The 25,676-nt window shown below is 55.8% G+C and carries 22 protein-coding genes and 1 pseudogene; 18 read left to right on the top strand and 5 right to left on the bottom strand.

The window, feature by feature from the left end:
* Nucleotides 1-26: 26 nt before the first annotated feature.
* Nucleotides 27-1,634: a radical SAM protein gene (locus NTX71_04955; GenBank protein MCX6339252.1), complete on the top strand. Its 1,608-nt coding sequence runs from the start codon at nt 27-29 to the stop codon at nt 1,632-1,634.
* A 6-nt stretch (nt 1,635-1,640) separates the two neighbouring features.
* Nucleotides 1,641-2,690: a radical SAM protein gene (locus NTX71_04960; protein ID MCX6339253.1), complete on the top strand. Its 1,050-nt coding sequence runs from the start codon at nt 1,641-1,643 to the stop codon at nt 2,688-2,690.
* A gap of 667 nt (nt 2,691-3,357) precedes the next feature.
* Here NTX71_04960 and NTX71_04965 read toward each other — a convergent pair.
* Complete coding sequence (locus tag NTX71_04965; protein ID MCX6339254.1) at nt 3,358-4,071, bottom strand: CDP-alcohol phosphatidyltransferase family protein; 714 nt, start codon at nt 4,069-4,071, stop codon at nt 3,358-3,360.
* A gap of 729 nt (nt 4,072-4,800) precedes the next feature.
* On the opposite strand from NTX71_04965, the gene NTX71_04970 reads away from it, so the two are divergent.
* The 3 genes from NTX71_04970 (at nt 4,801) to NTX71_04980 (ending at nt 8,393) form a co-directional block, all read left to right on the top strand.
* Nucleotides 4,801-7,329 (top strand): ATP-binding protein, encoded by a 2,529-nt coding sequence (locus NTX71_04970; GenBank protein MCX6339255.1) that lies wholly within the window; start codon nt 4,801-4,803, stop codon nt 7,327-7,329.
* Between the two features lie 185 nt (nt 7,330-7,514).
* Nucleotides 7,515-7,943 carry a response regulator gene (locus NTX71_04975; GenBank protein ID MCX6339256.1) on the top strand — a complete coding sequence of 143 codons (429 nt, stop codon included), beginning with the start codon at nt 7,515-7,517 and terminating at the stop codon, nt 7,941-7,943.
* A 39-nt stretch (nt 7,944-7,982) separates the two neighbouring features.
* On the top strand, nt 7,983-8,393 hold the full coding sequence (locus NTX71_04980; protein ID MCX6339257.1) for a response regulator: 411 nt from the start codon (nt 7,983-7,985) through the stop codon (nt 8,391-8,393).
* Nucleotides 8,394-8,429: 36 nt separating this feature from the next.
* Here NTX71_04980 and NTX71_04985 read toward each other — a convergent pair whose 3' ends face one another.
* Nucleotides 8,430-9,539, bottom strand: a complete 1,110-nt coding sequence (locus NTX71_04985) for an inositol-3-phosphate synthase (GenBank protein ID MCX6339258.1) — start codon at nt 9,537-9,539, stop codon at nt 8,430-8,432.
* Between the two features lie 196 nt (nt 9,540-9,735).
* Between NTX71_04985 and upp the strand changes: the two genes are divergently transcribed.
* The 3 genes from upp (at nt 9,736) to NTX71_05000 (ending at nt 12,135) form a co-directional block, all read left to right on the top strand.
* Nucleotides 9,736-10,404 (top strand): uracil phosphoribosyltransferase, encoded by a 669-nt coding sequence (gene upp / locus NTX71_04990; GenBank protein ID MCX6339259.1) that lies wholly within the window; start codon nt 9,736-9,738, stop codon nt 10,402-10,404.
* 292 nt (nt 10,405-10,696) lie between these two features.
* Nucleotides 10,697-11,281, top strand: a complete 585-nt coding sequence (locus NTX71_04995; GenBank protein MCX6339260.1) for a nucleotidyltransferase family protein — start codon at nt 10,697-10,699, stop codon at nt 11,279-11,281.
* A 53-nt stretch (nt 11,282-11,334) separates the two neighbouring features.
* Nucleotides 11,335-12,135 (top strand): XdhC/CoxI family protein, encoded by an 801-nt coding sequence (locus NTX71_05000; GenBank protein ID MCX6339261.1) that lies wholly within the window; start codon nt 11,335-11,337, stop codon nt 12,133-12,135.
* A gap of 45 nt (nt 12,136-12,180) precedes the next feature.
* On the opposite strand, the gene NTX71_05005 is transcribed toward NTX71_05000, so the two are convergent.
* From NTX71_05005 to NTX71_05015, 3 genes and pseudogenes are all read right to left on the bottom strand, one after another.
* On the bottom strand, nt 12,181-12,399 hold the full coding sequence (locus tag NTX71_05005; GenBank protein MCX6339262.1) for a type II toxin-antitoxin system HicB family antitoxin: 219 nt from the start codon (nt 12,397-12,399) through the stop codon (nt 12,181-12,183).
* Nucleotides 12,400-12,402: 3 nt separating this feature from the next.
* Nucleotides 12,403-12,597, bottom strand: a pseudogene (locus tag NTX71_05010) (type II toxin-antitoxin system HicA family toxin).
* Nucleotides 12,598-13,428, bottom strand: coding sequence for a hypothetical protein (locus tag NTX71_05015; protein ID MCX6339263.1), 831 nt, complete (start codon nt 13,426-13,428; stop codon nt 12,598-12,600).
* 90 nt (nt 13,429-13,518) lie between these two features.
* Here NTX71_05015 and NTX71_05020 point away from each other — a divergent pair, with 90 nt between their 5' ends.
* From NTX71_05020 to NTX71_05065, 10 genes are all read left to right on the top strand, one after another.
* Complete coding sequence (locus NTX71_05020; GenBank protein MCX6339264.1) at nt 13,519-13,746, top strand: MoaD/ThiS family protein; 228 nt, start codon at nt 13,519-13,521, stop codon at nt 13,744-13,746.
* A gap of 94 nt (nt 13,747-13,840) precedes the next feature.
* Nucleotides 13,841-16,117 carry a xanthine dehydrogenase family protein molybdopterin-binding subunit gene (locus NTX71_05025; GenBank protein MCX6339265.1) on the top strand — a complete coding sequence of 759 codons (2,277 nt, stop codon included), beginning with the start codon at nt 13,841-13,843 and terminating at the stop codon, nt 16,115-16,117.
* A gap of 298 nt (nt 16,118-16,415) precedes the next feature.
* Nucleotides 16,416-16,883 carry a (2Fe-2S)-binding protein gene (locus NTX71_05030; protein ID MCX6339266.1) on the top strand — a complete coding sequence of 156 codons (468 nt, stop codon included), beginning with the start codon at nt 16,416-16,418 and terminating at the stop codon, nt 16,881-16,883.
* On the top strand, nt 16,880-17,731 hold the full coding sequence (locus tag NTX71_05035) for a xanthine dehydrogenase family protein subunit M (protein ID MCX6339267.1): 852 nt from the start codon (nt 16,880-16,882) through the stop codon (nt 17,729-17,731). The genes NTX71_05030 and NTX71_05035 overlap by 4 nt, the downstream gene beginning before the upstream one ends.
* Before the next feature lie 153 nt (nt 17,732-17,884).
* Nucleotides 17,885-20,410 (top strand): FAD-dependent oxidoreductase, encoded by a 2,526-nt coding sequence (locus NTX71_05040; GenBank protein MCX6339268.1) that lies wholly within the window; start codon nt 17,885-17,887, stop codon nt 20,408-20,410.
* A gap of 57 nt (nt 20,411-20,467) precedes the next feature.
* Complete coding sequence (locus tag NTX71_05045; GenBank protein ID MCX6339269.1) at nt 20,468-21,196, top strand: isoprenylcysteine carboxylmethyltransferase family protein; 729 nt, start codon at nt 20,468-20,470, stop codon at nt 21,194-21,196.
* A 116-nt stretch (nt 21,197-21,312) separates the two neighbouring features.
* Nucleotides 21,313-22,662, top strand: a complete 1,350-nt coding sequence (ssnA, locus tag NTX71_05050) for a putative aminohydrolase SsnA (GenBank protein MCX6339270.1) — start codon at nt 21,313-21,315, stop codon at nt 22,660-22,662.
* A gap of 85 nt (nt 22,663-22,747) precedes the next feature.
* A complete protein-coding gene (locus NTX71_05055) occupies nt 22,748-23,998 on the top strand; it encodes a M48 family metallopeptidase (protein ID MCX6339271.1) in 1,251 nt (416 codons plus the stop codon).
* Nucleotides 23,999-24,294: 296 nt separating this feature from the next.
* Nucleotides 24,295-24,636: a DMT family protein gene (locus NTX71_05060; protein ID MCX6339272.1), complete on the top strand. Its 342-nt coding sequence runs from the start codon at nt 24,295-24,297 to the stop codon at nt 24,634-24,636.
* A gap of 150 nt (nt 24,637-24,786) precedes the next feature.
* On the top strand, nt 24,787-25,656 hold the full coding sequence (locus NTX71_05065) for an SPFH/Band 7/PHB domain protein (protein MCX6339273.1): 870 nt from the start codon (nt 24,787-24,789) through the stop codon (nt 25,654-25,656).
* The last annotated feature ends 20 nt before the right edge of the window (nt 25,657-25,676 follow it).

The raw sequence follows: 25,676 nt of genomic DNA on the forward strand, positions 1-25,676 counted from the left end.
AAGAAAGTGGGGTCTGAAACGTGAGTATGTTACCGCTGCCCCTTGCCGTGGCGGGGGACAGGATGGAGAAAACCCTCTCAGGGTATCCCCGCGAGCCGCTGAAGAAGGGCCTGCCCAAGACAATCCAGTCTCTCTGCCCGCAGTGCCTCATCGTCATTCCCGCGGAGCTGTACGAGGAGGACGGCAAGGTCATGCTCGAGAAATCATGCCCGGCGCACGGGGCGTGCAAGGACATCTACTGGGGTGACGCAGAACTTTATCTCCGGAGCGAGCGGTGGGCGTTTGACACAGGGTATGGTGTGAGCAATCCCAATGTCACGGGTGAGGTGAACTGCCCCCACAGCTGCGGCCTTTGCGGGATGCACCTGAACCCCACGGTCCTGGGGAATATCGATCTCACCAACCGCTGCAACCTCACCTGCCCGATCTGCTTCGCCAACGCGAACGTGACCGGCTATGTCTACGAACCCTCGCTCGACCAGGTGGTGGCAATGCTCCAGACGTACCGGAACGAGCGCCCTGTCGCGGGGAGGATCATCCAGTTTTCCGGGGGCGAACCGACGCTCCACCCGCAATTCCTCGATATCATGAAAATAACCGGGAAGATGGGGTTCTCGCACATCCAGATCGCGAGCAACGGGATCAAGTTCACGGACCTCGATTTCGCGATGCGCGCAAAGGAGGCGGGACTCCACACGATCTACCTCCAGTTCGACGGCCTCGATGACCGGATCTACCGGGTGACGAGGGGGAAACCCCTCGTGGACATGAAGGCGCGGGCGATTGAGAACATTCGCAAGGCCGACATGAAGATCGCGCTCGTCTGCACGATCGTCCGGGGAGTCAACGACCAGGCGGTCGGCGACATTCTCAAATTCGCCATCGCCAATGCCGATGTGATCGCGGCGATCAGCTATCAGCCCGTCTGTTTCACGGGCAGGATCTCGCACGAGGAGCGGATGAGCAAGCGGATCACGCTCCCCGACGTGATGATCGGCCTGGAGCAGCAGACCGGCCTGGTGAACCGGGACGATTTTTACCCCCTCTCCTTTGTGAGCCCCTTTTCCAAATTCATCGGCGCGCTGAGGGGAGAGCAGATCACCAATTTCACCTGCCACCCACACTGCACGCTCTGCGCCTACCTGGTGATCGACGACGAGGGGAAAGCGATCCCGATGTCGCGGTTCATTGATGTGGAGAATCTCGTGACGGAGATGTACCGCCTCGCCGGGAAGACGGAGCGATCGCGGTTCAAGTCATTCGCGAAGATCAAGGCATGGCATATGCTCAGGAAGTTCTACCATGAGGATAAAGCCCCGAAGGGACTCAGCTTCACCATGTACCTCCAGACGCTCAATGGAATGCTCGATAAAAAGGTGGGCCGCGGCAAAGACGTGAAGACCTTCCGCACCATGATGGTCGGCGGGATGCACTTCATGGATGCGTATAACTACGACCTCTCGCGCATCAAGCGCTGCGTGATCCATTTCGCGTCGCCCGATGGGAAGCTCTACTCCTTCTGCTCCTACAATTCCGGCCCTGTGTACCGGACGCGCGTGGAGCGGGCCTATTCGACCCCCCTCGAGGAGTGGAAGAAGGTCAACGGCTACTTAAAGACAGTGAAATGTGGATAGTGAAGAGTGAATAAAAACCAGAGCGCCCCTGCGACTATGGGAACTGTCCATCCCGCGATTTATAAAAAGTTCAAGATATTTACGCGCTTCTTCGCCGGGAGGCCCGTCTGGTGCACCTGGCAGGTGACCTATCGTTGCAACTTCAGCTGCACCTTCTGTGACTATTGGAAGTGCAGGGTAAAACCCTCGGACGAGCTGAGCGTGGCTGACATCGAGCGCGGCAGCCGCAATCTCGCCAGGATCAGTTCATTGATGATCTCCATCGGCGGCGGGGAACCGTTTATGCGCCCGGATCTGCCGCGGATTGTCGAGGCCCTGGCGCGCTACCATATGCCGCTCATCACCACGAACGGCTGGTTCGTCACGAAGGAGACTGCCCGTGATGCGTACCGCGCCGGTCTCTGGGGAGCGAGCGTGTCGCTTGACTACGCGAATGAAGAAAAGCACGACCGCGCCCGCGGCATAAAGGGGGCCTACCGCAGGGCGCTCAAGGCGCTCGAGTATTTTGCCGGAGAGCGCTGCGGCAGGTTCCAACGGGTCAATGTCATGGCCGTCCTCATGAGGGACAACGCGGATGAGATCGAGCCGCTCATCCGGCTCGCGGCCCGTTATGGCGCCTTCTTCATGGTGCAACCCTATTGCAATCTCAAGGGAGGGGAAAAGGAATTCACCCCCGATCGTGCGGTGGGCGAACATCTGCTCACGCTGCGCAAGAAATACGAAAATTTTATCTCCAATGAGTATTTTCTGGAGCGTTTTAATCTGGCGCGTGACGGCGGGGTCCCCGGGTGCAAGGCGGGGAAAGGGTTTTTCAATATTGATAACTTCGGCAGGGTCGCGAAATGCGTCGAGGACCTGGAGCACCCGCTCGGGAGCATCGTGAGCGATCCCGCACTGGAAATACTCTCACGCCTCAATGCCGCCTGGCGCGCGAACACCTGTCGCTCCTGCTGGTATAACTGCCGCGGCGAAATAGAAGCGCTCTATAACCCGCGCGGGTTCCTCAAGGCCATGCCCGTAGTACTCTCCACGTGGTCGCACACCCGCCGGAAGTGATTCGTGGCTCGTCGTTCGTGAATCGTCATACATCCTCACCCGCCATAGGCGGGCAAGCCCTGACTTCATCCGCCGCAGGCGGACCTCTCCCCTCCGAGGGAGAGGGAATTGCTGGACATCCCCCAAAAACGTATCATCCAAATACACAATGCGTTGTGTCGGAATTGGATACAGTATTTGCAAAGTGAAACAGATCATATTTTGTAGGTGTATTCCGATGCATAATCCACCACGGAGGCACGGAGGACACGGAGATAACGTACTACCCTAAACAATAGGTCATTACAGTAGTTCGGTTCTCTTGCACTTTGTGTGGATAAAGGGTCATATACTGCCGCCTTACCTTCTCATTGTAGGGGTTCGATTTATCGAACCCGCATCAAAGCGGGCTTGATAAAACTTGTCCTGAGCGAAGCCGAAGGATCAAGCCCCTACAGGCTAAAAACACACAAGAGCACCTGTAGCGCATTCATAGCTGATTCAGCCTGCAACGCAGATCGCCCACACAAAATGGAAGAGAACCAGTAGTTTTTTCTCTGTGGCTTCTCCGTGCTCTCTGTGTCCCTGCCCGCCGGCAGGCAGGTCCGTTGTGAAAAATTACCTTGGTTTCTGAAAAATGGGGAAACTCCAGATGGAATTGCTATTGCTACGAATCACGAGCCACGGGCTAATTCAGTTTAATTACCAGCGGCAGAACGATCCCGAGCCCCACGTAGATATCGTACTGCCACGTGTAGCGGGGGTATTCCCAGAAAAGAATCGCGCTGAGGATGGGGATGCGCGGGGGTTCCCACGAGGGTTTGTTCAACTGTTTCCACGTGTAGTAGATGCGGTGCGCGGCGGTGATATTCGCGAAGATCGCGAGCTCCAAGAGGATGCTCGGCATGCGCCAGAAGAATCCCCCAAGCATGATCATGAAGGTTCGCTCGGTCCTCTCCCAGAATCCGACCTTGCACGACACGCCGATGTTCTCCGCCCGCGCACGGGTGTAGCTCACGAGCGTTGACCCGCCGATGGCCAGTACCGCGAGGATGACATTGCGCAGGGGGCCGTGTGCCGCGTAGTACACGCCCGCCCCACCCAGGAGGAGGATATCCGAGTAGCGGTCCAGGCAGGAATCAAAGAAGCCGCCGAAGGGGGTGACGCGTCCCCTCGCCTTGGCGACTGCTCCATCGAACACATCGCATGCGCCCGCGAGGACGATCATCCCCCCCCCCCACGGGAAGCGTCCGGACGCGAACGCCGCCGCGGCGAGGCAGGAGCAGACAAAACCGGTGAGGGTGATCGCGTCTGCGGGCACTTTCCCGCGCACGAGGAGACGGGTAACTGAGTGTTTGAAGGCGTTCACGCACCGTCGAAAAAACTCAGTATAGGTGTACATAGTAATCGGATAAATTCTACTTCGGGTCGATTGACTTGTCCACGCCTAAGAAATATAATAGGTAATGCCTCACTTATGGGTGGCATTCAACAATCGTTTGCCGCAGATAAGAAAGCATTGTACGCGTAGGTAGGGTTTCTTGCCGCTGATACACGCAGATACACGCGGATTGCATAAAGGTTTATCTGCGTTCATCCGCGTAAATCCGCGGCTAAAACCCCATAACTGTCCCATTACTATAATAGGCGAGCCCTCAGTTATCACTAAATAATGATGCGAGTGTCATTCCCATCCCGCTAAGCGGGAGGAATCCAGCGTGGGAATCTTTTAAGCTGGACTCCTGCCTGCCTGCGCGAAGCCGCTTCGGCATAGGCAGGCTTCCGCAGGAGTGACAGGTCCCCCTCGCAATTGAGAAGGTGTGAAAAAATCCGGTTTGTCGCTTCGGCATATGTAATCCACCGTGTAGGGGCTTGATCCTTCGGCTTCGCTCAGGACAAGTTTTATCAAACCCGCTGACGGGTCGGATAAATCCCTGCCCGCCGGCAGGCAGGCGACCCCTACAAAAAAGGCCAGGAGGCAATTTTTTCACACCTTCTGAGACGTTACTATAATAACCATGCAGACAGTGAAGGAAGAACACCCCGGGTCTCAGGCCGGTCTGAGTGGTGTGCGGCGTGCTCGACTCGGGGGTTTCGCCCATATCGGAAAATGGTCAGGGAGGGCGTGTCATTGACCTTACGCACGAAAACAATCATAGCTTTTTGCAGTATCGTGGGTGGTTTAATCGCCACCCTCTATCTGGTCTCGCGGATTATTTTGCTCGGCAGCTTTGCGGAGCTGGGGGAGCGGAGCATTTCCAGGGATGTTGAACGCGTGAGAGACTCCCTGGCAAAGGAGATAGAGGAATTGGATTACACCACGCGCGACTGGGCGTGGTGGGATGAGACCTGTGCGTTTGTTCAAAATGGCAATGAAGTGTTCATAAAAAACAATCTCAACGACATCACCCTCGGTGCGCTCAAGATCAATGCGATACTGTTCGTCGATCCATCAGGCAGGGTTGTCTTTGCGACAGGTTTTGATCCGGAGCACCACACCAGGAGTTTCCTGCCAAAGGGATTGGAGCAGCATATCCGCTCCTCCAGCCTTCTGCTCGGGATTCATAAACCCCATGATAAGGTCACCGGGATTATTTCGCTCCCTGCGGGCCCGGTACTTGTTGCCGTGCGCCCCATTCTGACCGGAGAGGGCAAAGGGACTCTGCGCGGCACGCTTGTCATGGGTCGCTCGTTGGATGCGCGGAAAATCAGAGAGCTCGCATCGCTGATCCATCTATCCCTCAAGGTGTTCCCATTCGCGGCTCGCGGGTTGCCATCCGATGTCCTCGCAGTGGCCCCCTTGTTAGCGCAAAAATCTTCCATCATTGTCAAACCACTCAATCAGGATCTAATTGCAGGCTATACCCTTATACGGGATCTCTACGGGAAGCCGGGCCTCATAGTGCGGGTAGACAGCCCGAGGGCGATCTACGCGTACGGGCAGAGGACCGTGCGCTATTTTGTTTTCTCCCTCCTCACAATCGGCCTTCTGTTGGGAATAGTCATAGTTCTTCTCTTGGACATGGTAGTGCTGTCCCGCCTGAGGCAGCTCAATGCCCGGATTGATGATATAGGGCGGGCGGGTGATTTCTCGGGGCGCGTGGCACTGGGAGGGAGGGACGAACTGTCCAAACTCGCCGCCTCGATCAATGCGATGCTCGTCGCCCTGGAGCGTTCACAGCATGAGATGAGAAAGAGCCAGGCTGACTATCGGGCACTGTTCGAGAATATGCTCACCGGTTTTGCGTATTGCAGGATCGTCGTCGATGACCGCGAGCAGCCGGTGGATTTCGTCTACATCGAGGTCAATAGCGTTTTTGAGAAGATCACCAGATTGAGGAGGGATAGGATCATTGATAAAAGGTTTACGGAGGTGCTTCCGCGGATTCAGGATTCTGATTTTGATTGGATAGGGTTTTACGGCGGGGTGGCCCTGGGTGGAGAAGTGGCGCGGGTGGAGCGGTATTCGGAGTTCCTCGGCCGATGGTACTCGGTCTCTGCCTACAGCCCGGCGAAGGGCTATTTTGCCCTTCTCTTTGATGATATTACCAACCGCAAAAGGGCTGAGGAGGAATTGAGGAAGGGGCAGAGTCGGCAGAAGGCGATACTCGACAATATCCCCGATATCGCCTGGCTGAAGGATAGGGAGAGCAAGTTTATCGCGGTGAATGAGCCGTTCGGTAAAGCGTGCGGGGTGGCGCCTGCGGGACTGGTCGGGAAGACAGACTTTGACATCTGGCCGAGGGACCTGGCTGAACGGTATCGGGCTGATGATGCCGAGGTGATGCAATCCGGGCGGCGCAAGCGCGTTGAAGAGCCGCTGGTAGATGCCACAGGAAACAGGAGCTGGATAGAAACGATCAAGACACCGATTTATGATCATGAAGGCACGTTGATCGGGACCACCGGCATCGCGCGCGACATCACCTACCGAAAGCGGGCCGAAGAGGCGCTCAGAAGGGCCGCGGAGGATTTAGAGCGTTCAAACGAGGATCTCGAGCAATTCGCCTCTGTGGCCTCTCATGACCTGCAGGAGCCGCTGCGAATGGTGGCGAGCTACCTGGAGCTGCTGGCGCGGCGCTACAAAGGCAAGCTCGATCCGGATGCCGATGAGTTCATTCGATATGCCGTCGATGGGGCAGTCCGCATGAAGGCCCTCATCAATGATCTTCTGGAGTATTCACGCCTGGGAACCATCGGACTGTTTTTGGAGCCAACTGATTGTACGGTTGCCCTCGAGCGCGCCATTGCCAATTTACAGGTGGCAGTCAGCGAGAGCGGCGCGACGGTGACTCACGATGTGCTGCCGGTGGTAACGGCAGACGCGCCACAGCTCGTTCAGCTCTTCCAGAATCTCATCAGCAACGCCATACGGTTTCGGGCGGCGGAACCTCCCTGCATCCATATCTCGGCTGAACAGAGACCCCCTGAGTGGGTTATCTCGGTCCGCGACAACGGGATCGGCATCGATCCGCAATTTCACGACCGGATCTTCGTGATATTCCAGCGCCTGCACGGACGGGATGAATACCCGGGGACCGGTATCGGCCTGACGCTGTGCAGAAAAATAGTGGAGCGGCACGAGGGGCGCATCTGGGTGGAGTCAGCGCCGGGGAGCGGTTCAACATTCTATTTTACGATTCCCACCCGTGAATCGTGAGTGATGGGGAGATAACATAGTTATCACGGGGAGCATTAAATATCTGACATGTCATTGCGAGGAGCGTAGCGACGAAGCAATCTCAACTCTTTGGGCAGCAGGAGATTGCTTCTCCCGCTTTGCGGGATCGCAATGACCATGGCAAAAAGTGTAAAGAATAATCAACACCACTCGAGATTTTGCTTGTGGAGGACAATCCAGGCGACGTGCGGCTCATCGAGGAAATCATGAAGGAGAGCGGGATGCCTATCCGCCTGAACGTTGTCCGGGACGGAGTTGAGGCAATGGCCTTCCTCCGCCAGGAGGGGCCGTATACACACGTAGCGACGCCGAACCTCATCGTGCTTGACTTAAACCTTCCCAGGAAAAATGGGCACGAGGTGATTGCCGAGGTAAAGGAGGATCTCGGGTTGAGGCGGATCCCTGTGGTAGTCCTCACCGGGTCTGAGGCAGAAGAGGATATCAACAGGGCCTATGATCTCCACGCGAACTGCTGCATCATCAAGCCATTTAATCTTGACCAATTTATCAGGGTGGTTCGGCAGATGCAGGAATTTTTGTTGACCGTGGCGAAGTTGCCGGGGGAGCGAGGGACCGGCGAGGGGAAGGGATGAGGATTGTGGTGAGCGTCATGGTGATCGATGAGAGAATCTATGAGCGAAGCAAAAATCGGAATCCTGCTCATCGAGGATAGCCCTCTACAGGCTCGCCTCATAGAGGAGATGGTCTCTGAAGTGCAGAGCGCTCAATTCCATATTGAGCGGGCCGACCGGCTCTCAAAAGGGCTGGAGCGCCTCGCGGGAGGCGGGATTGATCTTGTGCTGCTGGATTTGACTCTCCCGGACAGCTGGGGGCTGGATACATTCATCAGGCTGCGTGCTGCCCACCCCGCAATCCCCGTGGTGGTGCTGACGGGGGCGGGCAACGAGAAAGTGTGCAGAGAGGCGGAACAGCGTGGCGCTCAGGAGTGCATGGTGAAGGATCAGCTCAGCAGCATCTCGCTCGACCGATGCATACGCAACGCCCTCGCGGGCAAGCGGATGGATACTGACACGAGCGGTTGATCCACACTGGGCGAATGCATGATACCCGCCCGCGACCTATGCCCGGGCGCTCCCCCCCCTGATAAATTCCTGCATGTGTTCCCGTGCCTCGTTGTCGGACATCTGCTCTGGGGGGTGCTTCATGGCATAAGCGCAGACGCTGTGGAGCGGACCGCCAATCTTCCTCTCTCTCGCGATCTTACAGCAGCGGATGACGTCGATCGCGACGCCGCCGCTGTTCGGGGAGTCTTCCACTGAAAGCCTGAGCTCGATGTTCAGGGGCACGGCGGCAAATCCTCTCCCCTCCATGCGGAGGAAGCAGACCTTGTTATCTTTTTGCCAGGGCACGTAATCCGAGGGGCCGATGTGAATATTGTCCGGTTCCAGCGGCGTCCGGAGCTGTGACTGGACGGCGTCGGTTTTGGAGATGCGCTTTGATTTTAATCGGTCGTGATTGAGCATATTGAGAAAATCCGTGTTCCCGCCCGTGTTGAGCTGGTAGGTCCGGTCGAGCTTTACCCCGCGGTCCTCGAAGAGCTTCGTGAGCGTCCTGTGGACAATGGTCGCGCCCACCTGCGCTTTGATATCGTCACCGGCGATCGGTATCCCCCGATCGTGAAACTCCTTGGCCCACGCGGGGTCGGAGACAATAAAAACCGGCATGCAGTTGATGAAACTCACCCCCGTGTTGAGGCAGCAGCGGGCATAGAACTCGGTGGCCTTCTGGGCGCCGACGGGGAGATAGTTGAGGAGTATCTCTGCGCCGCTTTCCCTGATGAGCTTTTCCACATCGCAGGGCTTGGCATCAGAGGGGAGAAAAATTTTGTCCTCGTCATATTCCCTCATATGGGGGGAGAGGCCGTCGAGGAGAGGGCCGGCCTGGACGATGACCCTGCTCGGGGGCATGTCCGGGATGATCGTTTTTGTGCAGTTCGGCTTGGCGAAAATCGCCTCGTGGAGCGGTTGGCCGACCTTGCGCCTATCGATGTCAATTGCGGCGACCACCTCGATGTCCTTTGGCGTGTAGCCATGGATTTCCCAGTGCATGAGCCCCAGCGCGGTATCGTGTGCGGCATCGCTATTCCGACGGTAATACTCAATCCCCTGAATGAGAGAGCTCGCGCAGTTGCCCACACCGGCGATAGCGATTCGTATCGTGTTCGTCAAAAGAGAGGTCTCCTTTCCGCAGAGCCCCAGTATACAACGCCGGAATATATCCCGCAATAAAATTATGATGCCATATGGGCGTTTTGCGCTGGTCTTTGTAAATATGAGTTGTTAAAATAGCCCACTTTCCCCTCTGCTCTATGTGTGAGGGGGGCTACGACGTTACGCAGGCGCGACTTTTAATGTGAGGTGTGTGATGCCGGTTATCGTGACTGAACACCCGCTCATCAGCGATTGTCTCGCTCACCTACGGAACCGTCGTACCGGCCCTTTGGAATTCCGCCAGTACCTCAGGCGCGCGGCACTGCTGCTCATCTGCGAAACGGTCAGGGATTTCCCTTTGAAGCGGGCAAGGATAACGACGCCGCTCGGCCGGATCAGGGGCGAAGTGCTCGCAGACCCTCGCGTGGTGGCGGTGCCGATACTGAGGGCCGGCCTCGGAATGCTCGGGGCTCTCCTCGACCTCTTCCCGGATGCAATCGTGGGCATGATCGGTCTCCGTAGGGATGAGAAGACATTCAGCCCCCGTGAGTATTACCATTCCCTGCCGGAGAATCTTTCAGGGGAGACAGCGATCATTCTCGATCCGATGCTCGCCACCGGCGGGTCTTTGCTCGCGGCGATCGCCCTGCTGAAAAAGAAAAAGGCGGGAGATATTCGTGCGGTCACACTCGTTGCCGCACCGGAGGGCGTGAGGCGTGTGGAGCGGCGTTATCCCGAGGTCAGGGTGCACACGGCGTCTATTGACGCGCGGCTCAACAAGAATGCCTATATCGTTCCCGGCATTGGCGACGCAGGCGACCGCATCTTCGGAACGGACAAATACTGTGTTGCACCACGGAGACACAAAGAACACGGAGAATAGCTTTCCCGGCAAGGAATAATAATGGATACACGCTCCCTCTCGTTATCTCTTTCGCTCTGTGTAAAAAGTCAAGCCGGTTATGTTGTTGTGTTTCCTGTCCTCCTCCCCGTACTACAAGTGTGCAAAACTTTTTTAATTTGAGAAAGTTTTTCGCTTGGTATTCGTAACTTTCTTTACCGTAGAATGTTGTGTTCAGTGAATTCAGTGTCCCTGCCCGCCGGCAGGCAGGTTCAGTGGTAAAAATTGGTTGCGGCCAACGGGCGCGCTGTGTCTCCGTGGTGAAATGCGAGTTATGTTATCTGCAATTGTTCTTGCGGCGGGAGAATCGAAAAGGATGGGGCGCCCCAAAGCGATTCTGGAATTTGGGGCGAGCACGTTCCTCGAGACGATCTGCGCCCGGCTCCGGGAGGCGCGGATGGATGAGGTGATCGTGGTGCTGGGCGCTCACGCCGATGAGGTGATGAGCGCAGTGCGCCTCCCACGGGCGAGGGTTGTAATCAACAGAGAATTCAGTCGGGGCCAGCTCTCATCCCTTCAGTGCGGGTTGGGGGGGGTTGATGAGCGTTCTGCGGGCGCGCTCGTGGCGCTTGTGGATCACCCCCTCGTCGCACCGTCCACATACCGGGGCTTGAGAGCGGCGTGGGAGAGTTCGCCGGAGAAGATAGCCGTCACGCGGTTCATGGGGAGGGGAGGGCACCCGATTATTTTTCCGCGCGCGCTTTTCAGCGAGCTCATGGAGGCCCCGCCGGAGGTGGGGGCGCGCGCCGTCCTGATGAGGGATGCAGGTCGCGTGAGGTGGATCGGGTTTGACGATCCGGGCATTGTCGCCGATATTGACAGTCCGGAAGACTACAAAAAATTCGTTAAAATTGTTTAAGTCGTTTAAATCGTTAAAATCGCCAGACGTTATGGAAGGGGTGGGGGTAAAACATGGATGACGAACTGGATCTGTTCGAGAAGCTCGTCGAGGCGAAGAGGCGAGGCCGGAGCGTTGCGCTCGCGACCGTCGTCGCCACGCACAAGTCTTCTCCCCGCAAGGCGGGTGCGAGGATGCTCGTCTACGCTGACGGATCGATTGCGGGAACGATCGGGGGGGGCGTGCTCGAGGCGCTTGTGATCGGAGAGGCGAAGAAGGCCATCGCGGATGGCCGACCCATTAAAGTGGCGTACAGCCTCGATCCCCAAAACCCCGACAACATCACCATGTGTTGCGGCGGGGAGATAGAGATTTTCATTGATGTGATTCGTGCTCATGCACCGCTGGTGATTTTCGGCGGAGGGCATGTTGGGGAGAAGATCGCCCGCCTCGCGGAGCTCATCGGGATCCCCTATATAATTGCCGACGACCGAAAAGAGTACGCAAATCGGGAGCGCTTCCCTTCGGCCGCCGCGCTCCATGCGGGCCCGTATGAGAAAGCCTTCGATACATTGCCGATAAGCAAAGAAACCTGCATAATGATCTGCACGCACGGTCATGCGCACGACCTGCTCTGCCTGCGGAAGGCGCTGGGGACCAGCGCCGCCTACATCGGCGTCATCGCGAGCAAAAATAAGGCACAACTGTTCCGTGAGCAGCTCGAGGAGGAGGGGATCAGCGTTGACGAGCGGGTGTACAGCCCTATCGGTCTTGACCTCGGCGACAGCTCGCCCGGACAGATTGCCCTGAGCGTGATGGCTGAGATCGTGAAGCTCATGTCCGGAGGCACCGGCGCCCACAAGCGCCTGGCGTGAACGTCGCCTAGAGGTAGGCACTAAATGACTGAAGGAGTAGCCCTTTTAAGCAAGGCTAACAGCCATATATTCAGACAGGGAGCGAGATTCCGGAACGGGCAGCTTATCTTCTAGTAATCCCTTTATATGCATTTCAATAGCTTCATGCATATTGCGCTCGACTTCTTCTACGGTTTTACCAGTAGCAACGCAACCGGGTAAATCGGGTGAGTAAGCCGAGTAGTTCTTCGCTGCCTTTTCTATAACCACTAAATACCGATACATGGATTACTTCCTTTCCTTTAATTGGGCCTGTTTTAAGATACTGTTCAGAGTTCCTGGCGCCAGATCATCGCCTGGATGTCCGGCAATGGTCACTCGACCTAATTTGGCTGGATGTTTATATTGGCAATGACTTCCCTTTGTTTTTACAGGATACTAACCATCTGACTCTATCAATTTAATTATATCACGGACTTTCATTCACTTTATTTGTTTTAGTAAAGACCGCAATTCTAGAACAGGTTTCGGAAAATCATGCCAGCGATTCTCCCAGCATACTAAACGATCAAAAGAATCTAGCGGATGATTCCAATTTGAGCGCGACAAGATATACTTTAATTCTACCTTAAACTCGCAATTTTTCCGATCATCATAGCATACAGCGTCGATACCCTTGCCTTTGTTCAATTCGAGAATCTGCCATGGAATAATTCCTTTAGCACATAGTATAGAAAATAGTGCGATTACCCCCGATTCATCTTGTGGGGCATAAGGAAATCCCTCCATCCCTGTTCTCTCCCATTTCTTTCTCCTTGTCCTTTGAGGTATTGGGGGAATCGCCCGCGCTTGCTCCTTAATTGGTTCGTAATGCTCTTCCTTGGGTGCCTGATTATCTTCTTTTGGCTTCTCGGCAGCAGGTTTTATCTTCAAAGAAGCTGGCAATCTGACTTTGCCTTGTAGAATAGCGTTTTCGATAAATACTCCTAAGGTCAACCAGCGCTTTTTGGGAAACCACAACTTGAATTTCTTTTGTTCTAGGGTCTTTGGGAATCTGCCGAGCTGATTAATCGCTTCCTGGAGACGGACAAAATATATTTCATCAGGGATGAATTTATTTCTTATCTTCGGCTTGTAACCGGCCTTTGTACAGTAGGCCGACCATGTTATTCCGCCTTCCCGAATTTGATAATCAGAAAACTGTGCTCCATGATTGAGATAGTCCCGCTTGCCGAGTTCATCGCCTGGTTTTAACCCGATATTGCGAGCAACTCTTCGAATATCATCTACAATTTCCTGTTTCACAATTGACATTATAGCTCATATGTAGGCCGTTTGCAGTCGTGGATTGAAAATTAGACTGTGCTGGGATATACTATTGCCTCGTCGGAGAGATAGCTGGTTATGATAATAACCGTTTCACTTTTTGGTGAGTATAGAAAATACGCCCGCGAGGCAGAGTTCGAGATCGAGATACCCGAGCAGGGGACCGCGCTCACCATCGTTGAGAAGCTAGGCATACCGCGCTCTCCATCGCTCTGGGTGCTCGTGGATGGGAAGCGCGCATCGCTTGATCATGAATTACATGAAGGGAGCAGGGTTTCGTTCTTCCAACCAGTGGGCGGGGGCTAATATTTTTGTAGGGGCTGGATTTATCCAGCCCGCAGTGATAAGGAACGGGCGTGATGAATCACGCCCCTACGGGTAGTGCACAAGAAGGTTTGTCATGGGCACATACAAATATATCGGCAAGAGAATCGCGAGGATTGACGCCAGGCCGAAGGTTGATGGGAGCTTGAAGTATCCCTCCGACCTCTACGTGGAGGGTATGATCTGGGGCAGGGTGCTCAGGGCGAGATATCCTCACGCGCTCATCAAGTCGATCGACACCTCTGAGGCGGAGCGGTTGCCCGGTGTGGTGGCGGTGCTCACGCACAAAGACATACAGGGTTCCAATCGGTTCGGCATCGAGCGCCAGGATCAACCGGTGCTCTGCGAGGACAGGGTCCGCTATGTCGGGGACGCGGTGGCGCTCGTGGGCGCTGAGACAAAAGAGATCGCCGAAGAGACGCTCAGCCTGATCAAAGTTGACTACGAACAACTTCCTCTGGTCGATGATCCACGAAGGGCCCTGGAGAAAGATACAATCAAACTTCACGAGAAGGGGAATATCGTCCACGAGCTCCACTTCACGCGCGGCGATATACAGAAGGGTTTTTCTCAAGCGGATGTCATTGTCGAGAACACGTACTCAATGCAGATGATGGACCACGCCTTCCTGGAGACCGAGGCGGGCCTCGCCTATGTTGACATGGACGGCGTACTCACCATTCACTCCTGCGGCCAGTACGCATTCAGAGACGTGACACAGATAGCCCGGGCGCTCGACCACCCTCCGGAAAAAATACGGATGATCGAACCATACACCGGCGGCGCGTTCGGCGGCAAGGACGAGGTGACCGTCCAGATACTCCTGGCCCTGCTGGCGCTAAAGACGGGCAGGCCGTCGAAGATCTGGTTCGGGCGGGAGGAGCACTTCATCTCGTGCACGCACCGCCATCCCGTAGAAATGAGGGTGAAGACGGGCGCCACGAGGGGAGGAAAGCTCATCGCCCATGAGGTGTGGGCACTTCAGGATGGGGGTGCCTACGCGAGCCTGAGCGGGCCGGTGCTCTGCCTGGTGGTCGAGCACTGCTGCGGCCCGTACCTGATTCCCAACCTCAAGGTGGATGGCTGGGCGGTCTATACCAACAATGGCATGAGCGGAGCGTTCAGGGGATTCGGGGCCACGCAAGCCCACGTGGCGATGGAATCGCAGATGAATATCCTGGCGGAGAAACTGGGTATGGATCCACTCTCCCTGCGGGCCAGGAATGTGATCAGGCGAGGGGACATATTCGGCATCGGCCAGGATATGGTCATGGCGTTCGGGGTCGACAAGTCGCTGGAGAAGGCGATGGAGCACCCACTCTGGAAGGGGCGCGAGCGCCTCAAGCGTGAGGTCAATGACGGCAGCGTGAATAACAGATGGAAGAGGCGCGGGATCGGCGTCGCGTGCTCCTTCCAGGGGAGCGGCCTCGGGAAGGGGTTGCCGGACTACGCCGCCACCACGCTCGAGTTGAACACGGACGGATCGATCAATCTTTTCCAGGGCACGATAGAGATCGGGCAGGGGAGCTACACGGGGATCGCCCAGGTAGCGGCTGAGATCCTTGATGTGCCCCTCGATCGGATCCACTTCGTAGGCGGCGACACAAAAAAGACGCTGGATTCGGGGACAACAACGGCCTCCCGGGTCATGTATGCCGCGGGCAAGGCGACACTTCTCGCGGCGAGAGAAATGATACGGAGGTTGAAAGAAGAGGCGGCGAAGAAACTGAACGTGTCTCCTGACATGCTGGTCGTGGAGGAAGAGGCAATCCGCGTCAAAGGAGGAAAACAATCCTTAACGTACCACGAAGTCGCAGGTGCGCTCAAGGAGCCGCTCAAGGCGGAAGGGGTATTCAATATTCCTCTCGCGGACAAGGAGTTTTCAATCGGTCTTCCCCACCTTGTATTCTGCTCCAACACGCAGATCGTACTCCTCGACGTCGATACCCTGACGGGTGAGGTGGAGGTGAAGAAAGTTGTGGCGATCCCCGACTGCGGGACAGTCATCAACCCATTGAATGTGGAGGGGCAGAGTGAGGGAGGGATTGTCATGGGGATGGGGTACGCGCTCTATGAAGAGAATCTGCTCGAGAAGGGGTATTTCAAAAATACCAGCCTCTCCACGTATATCCTCCCCTCGAGCTGGGAGGCCCCCGAGGTGGAAACCTGCCCCGTGGAGGTGCCTGAGGAATCGGGCCCGTTTGGCGCGAGGAGCGTCGCCGAGGTGGTGACCACGCCGACCGCCCCCGCCATACTCAACGCGCTCTATGACGCGATCGGCGTCAGGTTCACGGAGCTGCCGGTGACGCCGGAGAAGATAATCGCGGCGCTGGCAGAGAAAAAGCAAGATTGATTATCACCACGGAACCACGGAGATTAACGTTCGGCACAGATAAACACAGATAAACACAGATGGACACAGATGGACACAGATAATGGGAACAGGATGGACGGGGATGGCCACGGATTGAGTGGAGAGGGGAACCACTGCAGAGAAAGACATAACCACTGAAGACACTGAAGGCACTGAAAGATTCAAACAAACGGTACCTCAGTGTATTCAGTGTTTTCAGTGGTGAGAAATAATCTGTGTTTATCCGTGCGAATCTGTGTTCATCTGTGGTTCACCTTGAATGCAGAGAAAAAAGGAAATGATAAAAGTGCGATTCATTGCGAACGGTAAAAGGGTGGAGGTGGAGACTTCTCCGACCCGGACGCTCCTGGACATCCTCCGCGAGGATCTCGGCCTCACCGGGACGAAGGAAGGATGCGCAAAAGGAGAGTGTGGCGCCTGCACGGTCGTCATGGACGGGAAGGCCGTCACATCGTGTCTGGTGCTGGCGGCGCAGATCGAGGGTCGTAAGATTCTCACCGTCGAGGGGCTCGCGGAGGACCGGATTGGCAAGGCGCTCCAGGACGCATTCGTGGAAGCCGGTGCCGTCCAATGCGGCTACTGTATCCCGGGGTTCTTGATGTCAGCCCGTGCGCTCCTTGCCGAGAATCCGAAGCCGCGTCCTGAGGAGATCAAGGAGGGGCTGTCCGGAAATATCTGTCGCTGCACGGGCTACGTGAAGATATTTGATGCGGTCGCGCTCGCCGCACAGAGATTGGCACGATGAGAGATATTAAAACATATTCACCCAGGAAACTCTTAGAAGCGCTAGAGATGCTCGCGGAACATGGCCCGGAGATCAGAGTCGTCTCCGGCGCGACAGATCTCATTGTGCAGGTTCTTGAAAAGAAGAAGGAACCACACGCCCTCCTTGATATCAGCCATCTCGATGAGCTCCGCTACATAAAAAAGGAAGATGGATCGATCAGGATTGGCCCTCTCACCACTCATCGGGAAATAGAAAGATCACCGGTAATAAGGCGCGCCGCGCCGCTCCTCTGCGAAGCGGCCTTTCTCGTCGGTTCCCCACAGATAAAAAATATCGCGACGATCGGGGGAAATATTGCGAATGCGTCTCCCGTGGCCGATTCGATTCCTCCCCTGATGGTGCTGGGGGCTGTGCTGACCTTGAGGTCTCGCTCGGCCGAACGGTGCGTCCCCGTCGCCGAGTTTTTTACCGGACCCGGGAAGACTGTGCTGCGGCCTGATGAGCTTCTTGTTGATATTTCATTTAATAGACCAGGAGCCGGAGAGGTCAGTTTTTACGAGAGGCTGGGGCAGCGGAGGCTCCTCTCAATCTCGAAAGTGGGAGTGGCATTCCGGGCGAAGGTTGAGCGGAAGAGGATGTCCGGCGTCGCGGTGGCACTCGGTGCGGTCGCCCCGACGGTGATCATGGCTCCGCGCACCGCAGCTTTCATGGAAGGGAAAAACTACTCTGAGGATCTTGTTGCACAGGCCGCCAGGATAGCCGAGGGAGAGTCCAGAGGGATCACCGATTTACGCTCCACGGCTGATTATCGCAATAAGATGGCCGGTGCGTTGCTGCTCCGGGGCCTCGCCCGAGTTATGGTTTGACTAGAACCACAGATAAACACAGATAACATCATAAGTCAAGAAAGCGGTGACTAAAAAATCTGTGTTCATCCGTGTGTATCTGTGTCCATCTGTGGCCATACGTCGTGTTATAGTGGTTGGCATATATATTTCTCTTACAAGGAAGGAGACAGAATGATCAGGTCGAAAATACGCAGCGTGCTGGCGGACACAACCGACCCGAACAATGTGTTGCTCACGGATGCGCAACTCAAGAGCGAAATAGAAAAGTGCGAATACTGCGCCGAGAAGCCATGCAAAGTTACGTGTCCGTGCGACTGCTCTCCGTTTGATTTCATTATGGCTGCAAAGGTGGGGAATCCATCAGACATTAAGCGATCGGCCGCGCTGATTCTGAGTCAGAACCCGCTTGGGGGGATTTGCGGGATGGTGTGCCCCGACTGGCACTGCATGAAGGCGTGTGTCCACGAGCGATTCGATTCCGCAGTCAATATCCCCGCCGTGCAGGCGACCATCATTGCGAAGGCGAAGGCAATGGGCGTGATGCCGAAGTTTGAACGAGCGCCCCTCAAAGGTAAAAAGGTGGCGGTTATCGGGGCCGGGCCTGCGGGTCTTGGTGCGGCTATCGTACTCGCCCAAGAGGGGTACGCGGTGGATATCTTTGAGAGCGAGCGCCAGGCCGGCGGGATGTGCTCGTGCATACCCGAGTACCGCCTGCCCAAGATGGTGCTGGAAGGGGACCTCAAGTTTGTGTTCTCCATGGAGCATATAAAACTGCGCACGGGGAGGAAAATCACTGATCCGGAAAAACTACTCCCCAGGGGATATGATGCAGTAGTGGTGGCGACGGGGCTCTGGGCGCCTGTCAGGATGGGGATACCGAACGAGGAGAAAGCAATCTTCGGCCTTGACTACCTTAAAAGGCCTGGGAGCTATCGGCTGAGGGGCCACGTGGCGGTGATCGGGGGTGGGGCGAGCGCGCTTGACTGCGCGGTGACGGCGAAGCGGCAGGGCGCGACGAGGGTTGAGATGTTCGCATGTGAGAGTGTCGGCGAGATGCCGCTCACTCCGAGGGAACGCCAGGAACTCCTCGAGCACGGAATCGATGTGAGCGGTCGCACGCGCGTGACGGCGATAAGGGTCAAGGGGAAAAAGATCGCGGGTCTCTCGACTATCAAAGTAGCGCTCCCGCCGGGGAAGAAATTCAACCTCAGGGACATCAAGAAAGCACCGGGGACTGAGCAGGAGCGCAGCGATATCGAGCATGTGGTGATCGCGATAGGGGCGCGTCCGGAGGTGAAGCGGATAAAACATCGCGCGATATTCCATGCCGGCGATGTGGTCAACGGCCCCTCCACGGTTGTTGAGGCGACAGCATCAGGCAAGAACGCCGCCGCTGATGTGGACTTCTTCCTGACCGGAGGCAAGAAACCAAGGGTCGCGAAGCCCATGAAAAGCCCGGTTGCGGTGCCGGGTTATGACTTTGAACCTGTCCCACTCGAGACTGATTTCTTCGGGATGAAGCTCAGCTCGCCGTTCCTCCTGTCGGCATCGCCCGCGACGGACGGATTCGAGCAGGTGAAGGCTGGTTACGACGCGGGCTGGCCGGGGGCGATACTGAAGACCGCGTTTGACAACCTGCCGATCCACATCCCCGCAGAGTACATGAACTGCTTCACCGAGAAGACCTGGGGCAACTGCGATAACGTTTCAGAGCACACGCTGGACAGGGTTTGCACGGAGATTAAAAAGCTCATCAAAATGTATCCTGACAGGCTCACGGGTGCTTCCACGGGGGGAACTGTCACCGGAAATGACGTGGCAGATAAAAGATCATGGCAGAACAACACCAGGAAACTGGAGAATGCGGGGGCGAGGTTCATCGAGTACAGCCTATCCTGCCCCCAGGGGGGAGAGGGAGCCGAGGGCGACATTGTATCGCAGAACGCCGCGCTCACTGCGAAGATCATCGACTGGGTGACGGAGATGGGGAAACCGGAGATCCCCAAGCTCTTCAAGCTCACCAGCGCAGTCACCGACATCAAGGTAATCCTCAGGGAGGTCAAGAAGGTGCTGGACAAATATCCGCACAAAAAGGCGGGGGTAACCCTTGCGAACACGTTTCCAACGCTCGCCTTCAAACCGGGGGAGAAGAAGGAGTGGGAGGAAGGCATTGTCGTCGGCATGAGCGGGGCGGGAGTGACGCCGATCAGTTATCTCTGTCTCGCCAGCGCGGGCCGGATGGGCGTCCCCATCTCGGGGAACGCCGGCCCAATGGACTACAGGGCGGCCGCTGATTTCCTCGCGCTCGGCACAGGGACGGTGCAGTTCTGCACGATCGTCGAGAAGTATGGCTACGGTATCATTGACGAACTGAAATCGGGGTTGAGCCACCTGATGGCGGCACGCGGTATACAGTCCGTTCGCGAGCTCGTGGGAATCGCGCAGACAAGGCCGATCAGGGACTTCATGGCGCTGGGTGCGGAGAAGAAGGTTTCAGAAACCAATCCAGACCTCTGCGTGAGCTGCGGGAACTGCACGCGCTGCCCCTACATGGCGATCACGCTCGACAAGGATAAGCACCCGGTCACCGATGCCGAGAAGTGCGTCGGCTGCGGCCTCTGCGTGCTACAGTGCTTTGTCGGAGCCCTCTCTCTCAGAAAGCGCACGCCGAGGGAGAAGAAGGCGGCCGGAAAATAAGGCATGGTGGACGCATAGATGTGTGGGACATCTCGCATCACGCGAGGAGGAGCAGCAATGGCGCTGCGGGAAGAATATGAGAAATTCGGCAATTGGCTGTTCAGGTGGCGCAGCTACGTGCCCCTTTTGCTCATTGCCTTGTTTTTTTTCGAATTGAAACATTTTCGATATCCATGGAATAGTGAATTCTGGGATCAGTGCTGGGAAATCTTCTGTCTGGCGATATCCTTTTTCGGATTGGGCATCAGGGTCGTCACCATAGGTTCGACGCCGAAGCGCACATCTGGAAGAAATACCATATCAGGGCAAGTCGCCGATGCGCTCAATACCAGCGGGATGTATTCTGTGGTGAGAAACCCGCTCTATCTGGGAAATTTTTTCATCGTGCTCGGGATTTTATTATTTATGCGGTCATGGTGGATGACGCTGACGGTTGTCCTCTTGTTCTTCATCTATTATGAGGGAATAATGTTTGCGGAAGAAGAATTCCTGCGGAGGAAGTTCGGAACGGTTTATTTAGAATGGGCGGCGAATACTCCGCTTTTCATTCCACGGCTCAAAAATTGGCGCCCGCCGAGTATGCCATTCTCATGGAGGAAGGCAATGAGGCGTGAATATTCAGCCTTTTTTGCCATTATCACATCTTTCACACTGCTGGAGATTATCGGTGATATCTATGCAGAGGGCAGGTTTGTGCTCGATCCCGTGTGGGCTGTGATCTTTGTGATGGGTTTGATTGTATACATAGTTCTGAGAAGCCTGAAAAAGAAGTCATACCTACAGTAAGGTGAGGGCTACTAATTTGCTACCAGAAAAGGGATGAGGCGTGCGTAGTGCAGGGAACGCTTAAGGGTTCCCTGCGGATCTGAATAATTTTGTAACTAATTCCAGGGGAGGATAGTATGACAGGTAAAACCGGGGAGATGCTTATAGGGAACGGCATCGTCATTACGCTTGGCGAGAACAATAAGGTTATACATGACGGAGCGGTGTGGATAAGGGGAGAAGTCATAGAGGCAGTGGGGAAGACCGCTGCGCTCAGGCAAAAGGCGGCCGGGGCGGTGTTCATCGACGCCAAGGGCAAGGTCGTCATGCCCGGGATGATCAACGCGCACATGCACCTCTACTCGACGTTCGCGAGGGGACTGTTACCCAAGCAGCCGCCCCCGGCGAACTTCGTGCAGATACTGGAGCGGCTTTGGTGGCCTCTCGACAAGGCGCTGAATAAAGAAGATATTTTCTACAGCGCTCTCATCCCCCTCATCGAGTGCATCCGGAGCGGCGCCACGACCATCCTCGACCACCACGAGAGCCAGGGGTATCAGAAGGGCTGCCTCGACCCGATCGAGGACGCCCTGCGAAAAACAGGAGTGCGCGGCTGCCTCTGCCTCGGCGTCTCCGACCGCTATGGCAGGGGGAAGGAGGGGATTGAAGAGAACATCCGCTTTATAAAAAATATCCAGAAGAAGCAAAAGAATGGAAATGAGCTGGTGTCGGCCATGTTCGGCCTCCACGCACTATTCACGGTGGGGGAGGGCACGCTCGCGGAGTCTGTGGCCGCGGCGGACGACCTTGGCGTCGGCATCCACGTCCATGTGGCCGAGGACGCCGCCGACCAGGCAGTCAATGAGAAAAAGTACAGCCAGCGCGTGGTGCGCCGCCTGAACAGGGCGGGCGGCCTCGGCCCGAAATCGCTCGCCGTCCACTGCGTGCACGTGAACTCCGCTGAGATGGATATTTTGAGGAACACCAAGACTCCCGTGGTGCACAACCCGCAGTCCAACATGAACAACGCGGTGGGGGTGGCGCCTGTCATAAAAATGCTCGCGAAGGGCGTCCTGGTGGGCCTCGGGACCGACGGGATGACCGCAAATATGCGCGATGAGGTGCGCGTGGCGAACATTCTCCACAAGCTTGCCGCGAGGGATCCGCGCGTCTTCTTCGTCGAATCCTGCGCGCTTCTTCTCCGGAACAACGCGGCAATCGCGCGCCGCCACTTCGCAAAGCCGGTGGGCTCGCTCACAAAGGGGGCATACGCCGATCTGATCATTCTTGACTACGATCCGCCCACTCCTCTCAATGAGGGCACGTTTCTCGGCCACTTCCTCTTCGGGCTCTGCGGGGCGAGGGTTGATACGACCATAGTGAACGGGAAAGTCCTCATGCGCGGAGGGGATCTGCTCACCGTGGACGAGGAGAAGATCTGCGCGAAGTCCCGCGCACTCGCCCAGGCATTCTGGCGGCGATTCTAAGGATCCGCCTTCCTCCCCGTAGCCGACACTTAAGTGTCGGCTACGGCTGTGGATAGCTCCTTAATCCTTTGCAGATCAATATGATATGAATATCTATCTCGTGGCGATTCTGGCCATTCTTATTGGGAGCTACCTCCTGGATCTGATTGCCGATCTCTTGAACCTCCGGCATATCGACCCTTGCCTGCCAAATGAATTCAAGGACGTATACGATCCGTTAAAGTACGGAAAATCGCAGGATTACCTCAGAGAAAACACAAAGCTCTCGCTCATGGCCGACGGTCTGATGACGGCGCTCACGATAGGATTTATCCTGTTCGGCGGCTTCGACAGCGTTGACCGCTTCGCCAGGAGTTTCGGCCTCGGCCGGATCTCCACCGGCCTTATATTTGCCGGGGGGGTGATGCTCTTATCTCAGTTATGCCATGTTCCATTTGACGCATACCACACCTTTGTCATCGAGGAGAAGTTCGGGTTCAACAAAACCACTCCCGGAACTTTTATCACGGATATTCTTAAGAAATGGCTTCTCGGCGCACTCCTGGGGGGCATTCTGTTTTCAGCTGTCATCTGGATCTTCCGCGCGGCCGGCCCATTGGCGTGGCTCTACTGCTGGGGTGTTGTAGCGCTGTTTCAGCTCGGCATCATTTTTATAGCACCCGCGGTCATCATGCCCATTTTTAACAAATTCACACCGCTGGAGGACGGAGAACTTAAGACCGCCATCGAGGGCTACGCCGGATCTCAAAACTTCAAAATGAAAGGCGTATTCAGAATGGACGCCTCCAGGCGCTCCAGCAAATCGAACGCCTTTTTCACCGGCTTTGGAAAGCTGCGGAGGATCGTGTTGTTCGACACGTTAATTCAGAAACACACAGTGGACGAGCTTGTTTCTGTCCTCGCGCATGAAATGGGTCACTACAAAAAGCGGCATGTGCTCACATCCACTCTTTTCATGGTGCTGACCACAGGCCTCATGTTCTTCATCCTTTCCCTCTTCATTAATAATAGAGGGCTTTTTGAAGCCTTCGGGATGAGTCATATCTCCATTTATGCGAGCATCTTCTTTTTCGGTTTCCTCTTTATTCCGATACAAACGGCACTCTCCATATTCGGCGAGATCCTCTCTCGGCGGCATGAATATAAAGCCGACGCATACGCAGCAATGACCTATGGAAAGCCGGGAGCGATGATTTCTGCCCTGAAGAAGTTGAGTGTCGACAATCTCTCTAATCTGACGCCCCATCCGTTCAAGGTGTTTCTGGACTACAGCCATCCCCCCGTGCTCCAGCGGATTGCCGCCCTGCAAAAGTACTCCTCGGTGCGTGCCGAGTGAGGCGTTCATGATAATCATCACGGGAGCTGAGAGCGCCTCTACGTCATTGCGTGCAGCGCGGTGATGAACCAATCGATCTCTATAATCAGAGTGATTGCATTGTGGGATTGCTTAGGTCGTTCCACTCCCTCGCAATGACATGTTCACGTACAAAGTTCACACTACTGCATATACTATCCCTCATCGCCATCCGCAGAGATCCCATTGCGGATTCCGGGCAGTGCGCTATACTATCCACCCCCCGGAGGGAGGGGCGTTCCTCGCCGGGTCACGGGAAAAAAACGAAGGAGTTTGCCATGCCCACTATCGTAAAAACAATTGTGCTTCTTGTCCTCTCGAACGTCTTCATGACCTTCGCCTGGTACGCCCACCTCAGGAATCTCTACGACAAGAAATGGTTCATCGCCGCAATCGCGAGCTGGGGGATCGCGCTCTTCGAATATCTCCTCCAGGTTCCGGCGAACCGGATCGGGTATGGCGTTTTGAACCTCCCGCAGCTCAAGATTATCCAGGAGGTTATCACCCTCTCGGTTTTCGTGCCGTTCGCCCTCCTCTACATGAACCAGCCGGTGAAGCTGAACTATGCCTGGGCCGGCCTGTGCCTGATGGGGGCGGTCTATTTCATATTCCGCGGTTAGGTCTTGCGATATGATTACAAGAGGATTTTTCACGATCGTGCTTTGCGGTTGACAATCGGATTGGCGAGCGCTATCGTGTTTTAGAGAAGGGCTGATGGCGAATTTTATGAGCAGAATGCGCTATTCTGCCCGCTGAAAAGGAGGAGCGCTATGGGCATCCACACGCTGGTTGTCGCAATTATAGTCATATTTTTTGCAGGGATCAGGATTGTGAGGCCGACGCACCGCGGCCTCATCGAGAGGCTCGGCAAGTATCACAGATTCGCCATGCCTGGGTTCCACTGGATCATTCCCTTGATCGACCGGATGTATCAGGTGAACACCACCGAGCAGATGGTTGACGCGCAGCCGCAGGAGATCATCACCAACGACAACCTGAACGCGCGCGTGGATGCCCAGGTGTATTTCAAGGTGAAGTTAGACGAAGAGAACGTGAAGAGTTCCCAATACAACGTGAACAATTACAAGTGGCAGATCGTGAATCTGGCCAGAACGACGTTGAGGAACATCATCGGCACCCTGACCCTGAAATCAGCCAATAGCGAGCGGGGCAAGATCAACGAGGAACTCCACAAAACGCTGTGCGAGGAGACGCATAACTGGGGCATCGATATTGTGAGGACGGAGTTGAAGGAGATAGACCCGCCCAAGGACGTGCAGGAGACGATGAACAAGGTGGTGAAGGCCGAGAACGAAAAGATCGCCGCGATAGATTATGCCACGGCGACCGAGACGGCGGCCGATGGCCAGAAGAGAGCGCAGATCAAGCAGGCCGAGGGCATCAAGCAGGCCATGATACTGAAGGCGGAAGGGGAAGCCGAAGCCATCAGGTTGGTCAATGAAGCCGCGCAAAAATACTTTGTCGGGAACGCCCAGGTCCTGAGGCAGCTCGAGGCCGTGGAGAAGTCGCTCCAGAACAATGCCAAGGTGGTGCTCCCCTCCGACACGGAGCTCATCAATGTGATCGGCGAGCTCGCCGGGGTGATCCCGCTCAAACGGGAGCAGCGGCAGGAGAAGTAGGCGAGCGTGACGACTCTTGA

The organism is Candidatus Auribacterota bacterium (assembly GCA_026392035.1).
GTDB lineage: Bacteria > Auribacterota > Tritonobacteria > UBA1439 > UBA1439 > JAPLCX01.